Below are 11,596 nucleotides of genomic sequence, written 5' to 3' on the forward strand. Positions count from 1 at the left end.
GGGCGTTTCATAAATTTAATTTTTCTGGAATATACATGTAAGTTGTCGATTTAATTTTTAGTTAATCTATTTTAAAAGTTATTTTCGTAGAAATATTTTGAAATACCAAAGTTATTGATTATATTTTAAAATATTTTTGAAAAAACAAGTGACTTTTTCATGGATTTTCCGTTAAAAAACAACTCTTCGTAAAAGATTCCGAAAATTATGTTTTAGATTAAACTTATGAAACGCCCGTGTTAATCTGAGTATTTTTAGTTGACAAGCATTAGAAAATCTGAACAAAATTTTTAGAAATTGGAATCAAGGTTTATCAAATTTGCGACCATTTGTTAATAAAGTTAAAAATATCCCAAAATGTTAGGCATTGTCTGTCAAAATTATCGTCCCTATTCACGAATTGGAGAAGAAAATACGCAATCAGCGAAAAGATTTTCGCAACGTTTTAGAGAATTGAATGAACATGCTAAGCTATTGGCAAGTGACCCAGATTACAATCAATTAGCAACGATTTCTGAAACGGAAAAAACGCCAGTTATTGCCTTGACAAGTAGCATTTTGGTTAAACATAAAATCAATACACCACAGTATCAACAAAAAGTTGAAGATTTTCAAAATGAATGTGGGCGATTGTTCAAGGGATATTAAAAATAGGATGACTAAAATCAAACTTGAAGCGATTGACACATCTGTTGTGGCAGAAAAATTTTCTAAACTTCTTGAAGAAAAGAAAACCTTACCTACTTTTTATCAAGTTGAATTATGTACAGAGTACTTCTAAAAAGAATCCAATTGCTAGAATAGATTGATCTGATAAAGATATTGAAAGTTTGTCAGATGATGATTATATTTTATTTTGGGAGTTGCAAAAAGCCATAATGAGAAAGAGTTACGAAAGTAGAGACGAAATTCCAAAAGACTACTATGAATTGATTATATATGAAAAAACTGAAACTTTTGATGAATCTGGTAGATATGATAGAGATTATTCTGAAATAATTGAGCAAATAAAACCTTGTACTTAGATTGTATTGTAAAAAACGGGAAATATAGATATGAGATTTTATCATTAAATAAAATTGCTGTTCAGACAGATACTTTATTTTAAGGAGAAAAAATGCCACAAAATTACGCAACAACAAATTTCAAAATACCAGTAGAATCATCAAGCTACCAAGAAGATAGCAACTACGTCATTTCAAAAATGGCGCAAATTCTATCCAATAAAATTGCTATTGGTGAAAATAAAATCATCCTAAACACCAATCTAAAATTAGGTTTGCCGCTTGAAAATATCAATAAGATCGCTGGTCCGATGATGGAGGCGTGGGCGCAAGAAACATTTTCAATTATCAATCAAGATATGCAAAATCAATATAATTTGGTAAATGTTGAGGTTGGTGCGAGATTAGCTGTTTCAGATATTATTTTGCAGTTTAGTAAAAATAATACTGTTGTGACAGGAAATATTGATGTTAAAGCGACTTCGGAAGATATAAAAGGTTCTGGAAAATCGCCTAATATTACCTCATTTGCTCGAATTAGAAGTGAGTATATCAAAGACCCTGACTTCATTTTCATTGTTTTGAGCTTGAAACACAAGACTTATTCTCTGAAAAATGCTGATACTGGGCTAATGGATGGTATAATGGAAGTAGCAAAGTTTAATGTTTACGACTTGAAATTTATATCGGCCAGTGATATTTCTTATAATCCGTCACTTGGTACTGGGCAGATTCAGATTCGTGATATTCATTATGTGACATATGAGATGCGCACGACTTGGGAGTTTTTGCAGTTATTAGATAAAAAATATCTCAAGTCAAGTCGCCGTGATTTTCAACAATGGCTGAATTTAGCGAGGCAAAATCAATGGATAAAAGAATAGAAACTCAAAGACTTATTTTGGGTGACGCGGTTGCAGAAATGCGTCAATTATCGGCAAAATCAGTAGATTTGATTGTAACGGATCCACCCTATAATCTGGGTAAAGATTATGGAAATAGCTCAGATGATTTGATATTTGAAGATTATTTATCATGGACAAAGTCGTGGTTATTTGAGGCTGATAGAGTACTAAAAGATGACGGAACGCTTTACATTTTCATGGGTGTTCGCTACATTTCCTATCTTTATAATATTTTGGAGCGTGACATGGGTTATCATTTTAATTCGTGGATTACTTGGTATTATACACAAGGAATTGGTAAAACAAAGGGTTTCAGTCCACGTCATGATGATATTTTGATGTTTACTAAGTCTAAGAAATTCAATTTTTATTTGGATAATATCAGAGTTCCGCAGAAATATTATCGTTCGATCAATAATATGCGTGGTGCTAATCCGTCTAATGTGTGGGAATTTAGTCATGTGCATTATTCACAGAAAAGTCGTGAAAATCATCCAACACAGAAACCCGAGGGGCTTTATGAGCGAATGATTTTAGCCTCATCAAAGGAAAATGATGTTGTATTAGACCCATTTGTCGGAAGTGGTACGGCATTGAGAGTAACGCAACAACTTAATCGTCAAGGAATTGGTATTGAGAAAAATGGTGCTTTCATTGATTTGATTGAAAAGAGATTAATGCAATCTTTTACAGGATTTGATAGTATTGATGCAAGATTAGAACGTGTGCCAAATGATTTAAATGATAAGGAAGTTCGGATGACTTATGTGAAGAATCATGTGGCATGGTTTTTGAAAAATCATCAAGATAGTGTTGATGATTTTATAAAGTCTGTCATGAAAAAATACAAAAATAAAATTGATAATGAAGAATGGGAATTTTTGAGTAGTTATTCAAAATATGCTCATCCGAAACAGATTTCATTATTTTAGAAAAGAAAGATTAAAAATAAAATGCAAGTATCAAAAAATTGGTTAAAAGAACTAACAAACATCGACGTAACATCACACGACCTATCAGAAAAAATGTCAACAAGCGGGATTGAAGTCGAGGGTGTTGAAAGGCGTAGTGCTGGCTTGTCGAAATTGGTCGTCGGCGAAGTGCTAGAAACACAGCAAATTCCCGAAACGCACCTTAACATTTGCCAAGTTGCTATCGGCGAAGAGCAGCCAACGCAAATCGTTTGTGGCGCTCCCAACGTTAAGAGTGGGATTAAGGTCATCGTGGCGCTCCCTGGTGCGCGCATTGCGGGCAATCACAAAATCAAAAAAGGCAAAATTCGTGGTGTTGAGAGTCTTGGCATGATTTGCAGTTTGGAAGAGATTGGTTTTCCTGAAAATGTTGTGCCAAAAGCCTATGTAGACGGTATTTTCTACATGCCTGAGACGGCGGAAAATGGTGCAGAAATTTTCGATTACTTGGACATGCACGACGAAGTCCTTGAACTCTCAATCACGCCAAATCGTGCTGACGCTTTGTCAATGCGTGGCGTCGCCCATGAGGTAGCCGCTATCTATGAAAATACGCACGTTAATTTTGACGAAAAAATGCTCATAGAATCTGACGAAAAAACATCAGACAAAATCGCTGTCGAAGTCGCAACGGATAAAGTTTTGACCTACAAAATGCGCCTTATCGAAGAGGTCAAAATTGCCCCAAGTCCCCAATGGTTGCAAAATCGTCTGATGAATGAAGGAATTCGTCCAATCAACAATGTTGTTGACGTGACAAATTTCGTTCTTCTATATTTCGGACAACCTTTGCACGCTTTTGACTACAACAAGTTTGATGAGAAGAAAATTCTTGTTCGCAAAGCCGAAAATGGCGAAAAAATCACAACGCTTGATAGTAGCGAACGTGAGTTGACAGACGAAGATATTGTCATCACAGTTGCAGGAAAGCCTGTCGCACTCGCAGGTGTCATGGGTGGTGAAAATACGGAAATTACAGACAGCTCAACAAGTGTTGCACTTGAATCGGCGATTTTTGACGGCACAAGTATTCGGAAAACATCGCAAAAATTCAATTTGCGCTCCGAGGCAAGCGCACGATTTGAAAAAGGCATTAACCAAGCTGATGTTGAGATCGCGCTTGATTATGCTGCAGCCATGATTGCTGAACTTGCTGGCGGCAAAATTGCTGCGGGTGTTGTGTCTAACAACGATTTCACAGCAAAAGACGTGACCGTTTCAATCACGCTTGATAAAATCAATCGTGCGCTTGGGCTTCTGCTTAATGAGCTTGAGGTAACAGCGATTTTCGATCGACTTGGTTTTGTGACAACTGTTACAAATGAGACTTTCAACGTAACTGTGCCACCGCGCCGCTGGGATATTGCGATTGAGGCTGACCTTGTTGAAGAAGTTGCTCGCATTTACGGCTATGATAACATTCCAAATACTTTGCCAAATGTTAGTAACACGATTGGCGAGCTGACAGCTATGCAGAAATTCCGCCGTGTGATTCGGACGAATCTTGAGGGTGCAGGGCTTTCAGAAGTCATTTCTTACTCGCTGACAACGCCTGAAAAAGCGGTTCAATTTACGAAATTTCCGACTGAAAATCTAACGGCGCTTGCCATGCCAATGAGCGAAGAGCGCAGGACACTCCGTCTTAATCTAACCAGCGGTATGCTTGATATTGTACGTTATAATATTGCTCGTGGCAATGATAAGCTTGCCATTTATGAAATCGGTCAAGTTTTCGCCAAATTTGGCAATGAAACGGATAATCGCCCGACGGAATTACCGACTGTGGCGCTTGCTATGACAGGGAAAGCCTATGATTTTTATGACATCAAAGGCGTTGTTGAAAATCTACTCACAAAATTTGACAAGGTGCGGTTTGAGGCAGACAAGGCAATCGGCGAACTCCACCCAGGACGTACAGCGCGCGTGATTGTTGGTGAGATTGAAGTTGGTTTCGTCGGTCAAGTTCATCCAACGACAGCTAAAGCCTACGACATTCCCGAAACTTACGTGGCGAGTCTTGACTTGACAGTGCTTCTCGCCAATCAGCCAGAGCAAGTCATTTTCACGGATATTCCAAAATTCCAAGCTTCAAGGCGTGATATGGCGCTTTTGGTTGATCGTCACGTGACCAACCAAGAAATTCTTGACATCATCACCTCAAGCAAGGTTAAAACGCTTGCCAAAGTCGAGCTTTTTGATGTTTATACGGGTGAAAATGTGGCAAGCACTAAGAAATCGCTTGCTTACACCCTGACTTTCCAATCAGCCGAAAATCAGCTGACTGACGACGAAATCACGGCAGCCGTGACTAAAATTACCAAGAAACTTGGCGAGTTTGGTGCAGAAATTCGCTAGAAAGACTTTGAATGCCATAATAGATACAAGAACTATAAAATCAAAACACTTTTTAGTTTTATAGTTAATAAAGTATAATTTGGTATTTTTTGTTATAATAAAGTCATAGCATATCTATAAAAAAATTTTTAGGAGAAAATGATGTTATTAGCACTTGCAATCACGAACATTCTGCCATTATTATTCGCTATTTATCTCATTGTCAAAAAAGGCAAGAGACTTGCAGGTATCATTTGGCTGTTACTCGTCTTGATTGATTGTTTCAATCTAATCGTTCCCCACCTTTTTTTACCGCTGACAATTTGGAATGTTATTTTGGGTAATAGTCTGAAAATTTGTCTGATTTGTCTTTCCGATATACAAAAAAAGACGGTTGTTAGAACCAGTAATCAAAAGGGTGCGACAGAAGATATTGTTTTCAAAGGTAGCTTAATTTTAAACATTACTTTAGGTATTTTTGTATTGACAATGCTTGCGACATTTGCGGCGACTTTTCTTTCAGCGCCTAGTCAGTGGCGCACGATTAGCACAAATACGACCGATAGTCTGCCACAAATTGACAGTAATCAAACCAAGCAAATTGGCTACACAGTCGATGTTGCGCGTGCCAAGATGAATAAGGCTTTTGGCGAGGTACCAAATGCCAGTCAGTTTGAACTCGGAACAGTTACAGCGCAGTTTTACCAAGGTAAGCCAGTCTATATCGCCCCAGTTGAGCAAAATTCTTTTTTCTCAAGTTTGAGGAATCATGAAACGCCAGGTTATTTTATGATTGATGCGGCAAATATCAGTGCTAGTGCAACTTTTGTCAAGAAAAATCTCAAATATACTGACCACAGTCTCTTTGCTAAGAATACAGGTTTCAAACTTTTTGCTGCAGCGCCTGATAAGTCTGTCCGCTCGACGACTTTCGAGATTGATGACAAGGGAACACCCTATTTCGTCTCAGCGCGTGGTGCGCTCCTTGCAGGTGTTAGGGATAATCAAAAAACGCGGGAGATTGTTGTTCTCAACGCTGAAAATGGTCACACCGCAACTTACACGGCTAAGACATTGCCAAAATGGGTCAACGGTGTGGTAGATGCGGAGTCAGCAGCAGAATTGCTCCAACAATACGGCGAAAATAAATATTTGGTCAACTTCAGCAAAAAAGACAAGATGTTGGTCAATGATAATGGCTCAGACAATGGCGTGTCGCCAGTTTTCACATCTGACGGTAATATCTACTACACGGCAGATTTCACGACACCCAAGTCCAAAGCTAACTCGATTCTTGCCTATGGCATGGTTGATGCGAGAACAAATGTTTTGTCAATCGTCAAATCAGACGAGAAAAACAAGCTCAGTTTGGTTGGTTTGACCGATTCAGATGCGGCAATTTTACGGGCTGAAAAACTTGATCCATCGCTCAAACTAAAGGCCTCCAATCCAGCTCTTTTCATGGTTGAAAATACGCCAGTTTGGGTGCTATCAATGACCGATTCAGCGGATAATTTCCACGATTATGTTTATGTTAATGCTCAAAATACAAGTGTTATTGCACGTGGCAATGATGCGAAAACTGCGCTTGCTAGCTATATGAATGTTCTGTCTCTTGCGCCGTCAAGTAATGGGAATGTTGCGGGTAAAGAAGAAGAAGTGACAGGAGTTGTCACACGTTTTGCTTTGGACAATGGCAAAGTTTATCTTATGCTTGATGTGACTAACATGCAATATCAAGGTAAGGTCGAAGATTTCCCTTATCTGGCAACGACAGAAGTTGGTGATACCGTTACCATGACCGCCAATAAAATGACTGAAACCGCAGTTGTTGCAACAATTACTAAATTTGAAAATGAGGACTTAAAATGAGTAGCTACTATGATCAGCACCTTCATACCCATTTTTCTTATGATTCCAAGGCTGATTTTTCAGATTATTTAGCTAATTCGACAGGTTTTCTTGTGACGACAGAACATTTTGATGTGGCAAATCCTGTCACTGGTCACACGGATGCGCCAGATTATGCCAAATATTCAGCTGAAATTGATAAGCTCAATCAAAAATACGGCAATCGTGTCTTGAAAGGCATTGAAATTGGTTATTTTGCGCCACAAGAATCGGAAATTTTGGCTTATTTGGCGGATAAAACTTATGATTTGAAACTCTTATCTGTTCATCATAATGGTGAGTTTGATTATTTGGATGACTTTGTGGCGGATATGGACTTTGATGCGATTTTCACGCGTTATTTGGCTGAACTGCACGATGCGATTGGACGTGTTGAGGCGGATGTTTTGGCGCATTTTGACTACGGGATTCGATTATTTGATGTTAGTGTTAGCGATTTACAGCGCTATGAGTCGCAGTTGACAGCTATTTTTCAGAAAATGATTGATTATGATTTGGCTTTTGAAATCAATGCTAAATCAACCCATTTATATAACAATTTGGCGCTTTATGACTATGCTTTGAAATTGGTGCAAAGCCTTGGTGGAACACTGTTTACCTTGGGTTCTGATGGTCATAAAATCGAACATTATCAACTGCATTTTGATGAGTTGATTGACTGGCTTAAGGCGCATGGTGTGCGTCAACTGATTACTTTTCGTGGCGGTAGTCGTCATTTTGTTATGATATAGTAACATTTGACCTTGAAATACAATATTTCAAGGTCTTTTTTATGATAAAATAATAAGATATGAGAAAGCAAACTTTAAAATTTTCTGTGTTTGTGATGATTCTTAGCTTTTTGATGCCGACGGTTGTCGCAGAAGATAAGAAAAATTATGAAAATGAGATAAAGGCGGCACAAGCCAATGCAACAGAAGTTGAGCTTGAGTTAGAGACGACATTGGCAGCGGTCAATGCTGTTTACCAAAAAGCCTATGCCAGTAAGCAAGAGGTGGTCGATGGTCAAGCCAAAATTGCCGAAATTTCGGAAAGTATCATCGCAACTGAGCTTGAGATGCGAGAGCGTGAAGCTATCATGGCAAAGCAAATGCGCCAAGTTCAGCTTGAAGGGACGCAATCAGACTTTATTACGACGATTATCGCCTCAAAAAATTTGTCAGAAATGATAACGCATGTGACGAGTTTACGTGCTTATCGCAAGATGCAAAATGAGAAACTCGTTGCACTAGATGAAACGAAAGATGAGCTAGATAAGCTCAAAACACAGCTACAAGCGCAACAAACTCAGCTAGAAAAAAATCAAGCAAGATATGACGACGAGTATGCGGAGTTGGAGAGCAAAATGGCAACTTTGAAACTACAAATTGCCGAAAATCAAGCGCAAATCGTCTCACTTGCAACGGCCAAGGCTGCTGAAGAAAAACGTTTAGCTGATGAAACGGCGCGTTTAGCAGCACTTGAAATTGCAGAACCAAAGCAACCTGTTCTGACAAAACCAGTTGATAAACCATTGTTAGTGCCTGAACATGAGACAGATGACTTTGATGATAATTTCCTTTCATCAAGCAATACGATGACTGTCTCAACGACAGGTTACTCATCTGATGGCTTGGACGCCATGACCCCCGGTCATATCACGGCGACGGGAATTAATCTTTGGCTCAACCCGATGTGTGTGGCGGTCGATCCAACTGTTATTTCGCTTGGTTCAATGGTTGAGGTACCAGGATACGGCATTGCTATTGCTGGCGATACAGGCGGTGCTATCAAAGGTTATAAAATTGACCTACATTTTAAAACGACCAAACAAGCGATTAAGTGGGGAAGAAAGACTGTAACCATTAATGTGTTGGGATAATTTTTTAGAGATATGCTAGAATAAACCGCCGATTTGGGTGGTTTTTTAGTGTAAACTTGTAAATTACTTAGGAGGTTGCGAAAATATGGTATAATAAACTGAGAGACTCGTAAGGGGACAAGACAATGACAGTATTAACAATTGATGAAATCAAAGCAAAAGTAGCACCGATTGCTGAGAAGTATAAAATTTCTAAAATTTGGTTGTTTGGTTCTTATGCACGTGGCGAGGCTGATGAAAATAGCGATATTGATTTGGCTTATGAACTAGATGAAAATATTTTGGAATTTTATTTATTATTTGATGAATTTAAGAAAAATCTTGAAATTAGTTTACAAATCCCAGTGTCTATCATGTCACTTGATAATATAGAAAAATCAAGATTGCCAAGAATAAAAGAAGTCAAACAAAATTTTGGAAAAGAGAGCATTGTGTTAGTTTGAGAAACCGTAATGAAATTGAAGAAGATATTCTATTTTTAAAGACGATGATTTATTATGCTAATGAGGTAGAAAGGAAATTTTCGCTCGTCAATTTAAAAGAGGATAGTTTGGAGCAAGAGATGTTTTTGGACAGCGTTGCGCTTATGATTGGGCAATTTGGCGAACAATTAGATAGGAGTAAGCTCTCCTATGCTAGTTATATCAAGTACAGAGATAAATATCCATTACATGACATGAAACAATCTAGGCATGATATTTATCATGAGTACGGTACGCTTGCTTTAGAAACTTTAGTGAAACACGTAAAAGTTGATATGCCTAAGTGGGTAGATGATATTCATAGAATGATTCGAGATTTGGAAAAAGAGTTGGAAAAACGATAAGGAAACCACTAGATATTTTAGTTGTTTTTTTATTTTTAAAATAAAAAAGACAGTAAAATGGCAAAGAAATGCCTTATCATAGGTGTACTTATAAATCGATAATGGATTGAGTTGGTACAGAATCTAAGAGCATATAAGCGTGAATAAAACTTCTAAAAGGCTTGTAAGATAGGGGTTAAGAGGAGTTTGGCGCTTGTAAGCGTATGGAATTATGGTATAATGATAATATGGTAAAATTTGGCAGGATACTCAAATCATTAAGCGGTTTTTATTACATCAAAGATAAATCTGATGGACAAGTTTATCAAACCCGCGCACGGGGAAACTTCCGACAAAAAGGCACGAAGCCGATTGTTGGCGATTTTGCTGAGTTTTCGATTGCTGAGCAGTCAGAGGGTTATGTTTTATCAATCAAAGCGCGTGACAATTTCTTGGTTAGACCACCGATTGCTAATATCAATCAGGCAGTCGTGGTTATGTCTGCAATTGAGCCGAATTTTTCCTTGAATTTGCTAGATCGTTTCCTCGTTTTGCTAACAAATAAAGGCATTAAACCCTTGATTTATTTGTCTAAGCTTGATTTACTTGATGATTTGAGTTATTTTGAGACAGTTCAAGCTGATTATCAGAAAATCGGTTATCAATTTTTCACAGATTGGCATGAGATTTTAAAAGAATTTCCTGATAAAGTCACAGTTTTCATGGGGCAAACAGGTGTTGGTAAATCAACTTTATTGAACAAAATTGCTCCTGAAATGTCGTTAGCTACGCAAGAAATTTCCTATAAACTCGGGCGCGGTCGTCATACGACACGCCATGTTGAGCTGTTTGAGATAAATGGTGGCTTGATTGCAGACACGCCAGGCTTTTCATCTCTTGATTATGAGATAGCTGATCAACCAGAGCTTAATGGTGCTTTTCCTGAGATTTCAGCGTATTCTTTTGGTTGTAAATTTCGAGAATGTACGCATACACATGAGCCAAAATGTGCTGTCAAACCCGCAGTCGCATCAGGGAATATTTTGTCATCCAGATATGATAATTACCTGCTTTTTCTAACTGAAATCCAAGGAAAACGAGAAACATATAAGAAAGTGGTAAAGAAATGCTAAAAAAAACGTTGAAAATTGCGCCATCAATCTTATCAGCTGATTTTGGAAATTTTGAGCGCGATGTGATAGGGCTTGAAATTGCGGGTGCTGAGTGGGTTCACATTGATGTCATGGATGGTCATTTTGTTGATAATTTGAGCTTTGGTGCAGATCTTGTCAAAGCCATTCGCCCAGTGACTAAGTGTTTATTGGACTGTCATCTTATGGTTGAAAATCCTGAAAAGTATGTTGATAGCTTTGCCAAAGCAGGTGCAGATAGTCTTAGTGTTCATGTTGAATCAACGCCTCATATTCATGCTGTTTTGCAAAAAATAAAAGCAGCGGGGATGAGAAGTGCAGTCGTTCTCAATCCAGGTACCAGTGTTTCAGCTATACGTCATGTTCTTGAAATGGTTGATATGGTACTCGTGATGACGGTCAATCCAGGTTTTTCTGGGCAAAAATTTATCCCAGAATGTTTGGAAAAAGTAAGAGAATTAAATGAAATGCGTGAGATTTTGGCGTTAAATTTTGAGATTCAAGTAGACGGTGGTGTCAACGATGAAACAGTCATTTCCTGTCGTAAGGCAGGGGCAGATATTTTTGTCGCAGGAAATTATATTTTTTCAGGAAATGTTGCAGAAAACATCGCAAAATTGCGAGAAAAGTTAGTATAACCTAGTAGTCAATAGA

The 11,596-nt window shown here is 38.1% G+C and carries 13 protein-coding genes; all 13 read left to right on the forward strand.

The window, feature by feature from the left end; genetic code table 11:
• Positions 1 to 357: 357 nt before the first annotated feature.
• The 13 genes from Hs30E_RS04600 (at position 358) to rpe (ending at position 11,580) form a co-directional block, all read left to right on the forward strand.
• Positions 358 to 648, forward strand: a complete 291-nt coding sequence (locus Hs30E_RS04600; RefSeq protein WP_172208343.1) for a hypothetical protein — start codon at positions 358 to 360, stop codon at positions 646 to 648.
• Between the two features lie 7 nt (positions 649 to 655).
• Positions 656 to 781, forward strand: a complete 126-nt coding sequence (locus tag Hs30E_RS11395; RefSeq protein ID WP_267130230.1) for a hypothetical protein — start codon at positions 656 to 658, stop codon at positions 779 to 781.
• A 49-nt stretch (positions 782 to 830) separates the two neighbouring features.
• Positions 831 to 1,025 carry a hypothetical protein gene (locus Hs30E_RS04605; RefSeq protein WP_172208345.1) on the forward strand — a complete coding sequence of 65 codons (195 nt, stop codon included), beginning with the start codon at positions 831 to 833 and terminating at the stop codon, positions 1,023 to 1,025.
• A 92-nt stretch (positions 1,026 to 1,117) separates the two neighbouring features.
• Complete coding sequence (locus Hs30E_RS04610) at positions 1,118 to 1,888, forward strand: restriction endonuclease (RefSeq protein ID WP_172208347.1); 771 nt, start codon at positions 1,118 to 1,120, stop codon at positions 1,886 to 1,888.
• Positions 1,873 to 2,841, forward strand: coding sequence for a DNA-methyltransferase (locus tag Hs30E_RS04615; RefSeq protein WP_172208349.1), 969 nt, complete (start codon positions 1,873 to 1,875; stop codon positions 2,839 to 2,841). Before Hs30E_RS04610 ends, Hs30E_RS04615 begins: the two co-directional genes overlap by 16 nt.
• Before the next feature lie 21 nt (positions 2,842 to 2,862).
• Positions 2,863 to 5,235 (forward strand): phenylalanine--tRNA ligase subunit beta, encoded by a 2,373-nt coding sequence (pheT, locus tag Hs30E_RS04620; protein WP_172208351.1) that lies wholly within the window; start codon positions 2,863 to 2,865, stop codon positions 5,233 to 5,235.
• Between the two features lie 141 nt (positions 5,236 to 5,376).
• Complete coding sequence (locus Hs30E_RS04625; protein WP_172208353.1) at positions 5,377 to 7,086, forward strand: hypothetical protein; 1,710 nt, start codon at positions 5,377 to 5,379, stop codon at positions 7,084 to 7,086.
• Positions 7,083 to 7,856, forward strand: a complete 774-nt coding sequence (locus Hs30E_RS04630; protein ID WP_172208355.1) for a PHP domain-containing protein — start codon at positions 7,083 to 7,085, stop codon at positions 7,854 to 7,856. The genes Hs30E_RS04625 and Hs30E_RS04630 overlap by 4 nt, the downstream gene beginning before the upstream one ends.
• A gap of 59 nt (positions 7,857 to 7,915) precedes the next feature.
• Positions 7,916 to 8,986 carry a 3D domain-containing protein gene (locus tag Hs30E_RS04635; RefSeq protein ID WP_172208357.1) on the forward strand — a complete coding sequence of 357 codons (1,071 nt, stop codon included), beginning with the start codon at positions 7,916 to 7,918 and terminating at the stop codon, positions 8,984 to 8,986.
• 125 nt (positions 8,987 to 9,111) lie between these two features.
• Entirely contained in the window at positions 9,112 to 9,429 is a 318-nt protein-coding gene (locus Hs30E_RS04640; RefSeq protein ID WP_172208359.1) for a nucleotidyltransferase family protein, read from the forward strand.
• A complete protein-coding gene (locus Hs30E_RS04645) occupies positions 9,426 to 9,812 on the forward strand; it encodes a hypothetical protein (RefSeq protein ID WP_172208361.1) in 387 nt (128 codons plus the stop codon). Before Hs30E_RS04640 ends, Hs30E_RS04645 begins: the two co-directional genes overlap by 4 nt.
• A gap of 227 nt (positions 9,813 to 10,039) precedes the next feature.
• Positions 10,040 to 10,924 carry a ribosome small subunit-dependent GTPase A gene (gene rsgA / locus Hs30E_RS04650; RefSeq protein WP_172208395.1) on the forward strand — a complete coding sequence of 295 codons (885 nt, stop codon included), beginning with the start codon at positions 10,040 to 10,042 and terminating at the stop codon, positions 10,922 to 10,924.
• Positions 10,918 to 11,580: a ribulose-phosphate 3-epimerase gene (rpe, locus tag Hs30E_RS04655; protein WP_172208363.1), complete on the forward strand. Its 663-nt coding sequence runs from the start codon at positions 10,918 to 10,920 to the stop codon at positions 11,578 to 11,580. Before rsgA ends, rpe begins: the two co-directional genes overlap by 7 nt.
• The last annotated feature ends 16 nt before the right edge of the window (positions 11,581 to 11,596 follow it).

Origin of the sequence: Pseudolactococcus hodotermopsidis, assembly GCF_011170085.1 — a bacterium.
GTDB classification, from domain to species: Bacteria; Bacillota; Bacilli; order Lactobacillales; family Streptococcaceae; genus Pseudolactococcus; species Pseudolactococcus hodotermopsidis.

Excerpts from the sequence above, each read along its gene's own strand:
- Hs30E_RS04600 (WP_172208343.1), top strand. The coding sequence starts at position 358 with ATGTTAGGCATTGTCTGTCAAAATTATCGTCCCTATTCACGAATTGGA.
- Hs30E_RS11395 (WP_267130230.1), top strand. The coding sequence starts at position 656 with ATGACTAAAATCAAACTTGAAGCGATTGACACATCTGTTGTGGCAGAA.
- Hs30E_RS04610 (WP_172208347.1), top strand. The coding sequence starts at position 1,118 with ATGCCACAAAATTACGCAACAACAAATTTCAAAATACCAGTAGAATCA.
- Hs30E_RS04615 (WP_172208349.1), top strand. The coding sequence starts at position 1,873 with ATGGATAAAAGAATAGAAACTCAAAGACTTATTTTGGGTGACGCGGTT.
- pheT (WP_172208351.1), top strand. The coding sequence starts at position 2,863 with ATGCAAGTATCAAAAAATTGGTTAAAAGAACTAACAAACATCGACGTA.
- Hs30E_RS04625 (WP_172208353.1), top strand. The coding sequence starts at position 5,377 with ATGTTATTAGCACTTGCAATCACGAACATTCTGCCATTATTATTCGCT.
- Hs30E_RS04630 (WP_172208355.1), top strand. The coding sequence starts at position 7,083 with ATGAGTAGCTACTATGATCAGCACCTTCATACCCATTTTTCTTATGAT.
- Hs30E_RS04635 (WP_172208357.1), top strand. The coding sequence starts at position 7,916 with ATGAGAAAGCAAACTTTAAAATTTTCTGTGTTTGTGATGATTCTTAGC.
- Hs30E_RS04640 (WP_172208359.1), top strand. The coding sequence starts at position 9,112 with ATGACAGTATTAACAATTGATGAAATCAAAGCAAAAGTAGCACCGATT.
- rsgA (WP_172208395.1), top strand. The coding sequence starts at position 10,040 with ATGGTAAAATTTGGCAGGATACTCAAATCATTAAGCGGTTTTTATTAC.
- rpe (WP_172208363.1), top strand. The coding sequence starts at position 10,918 with ATGCTAAAAAAAACGTTGAAAATTGCGCCATCAATCTTATCAGCTGAT.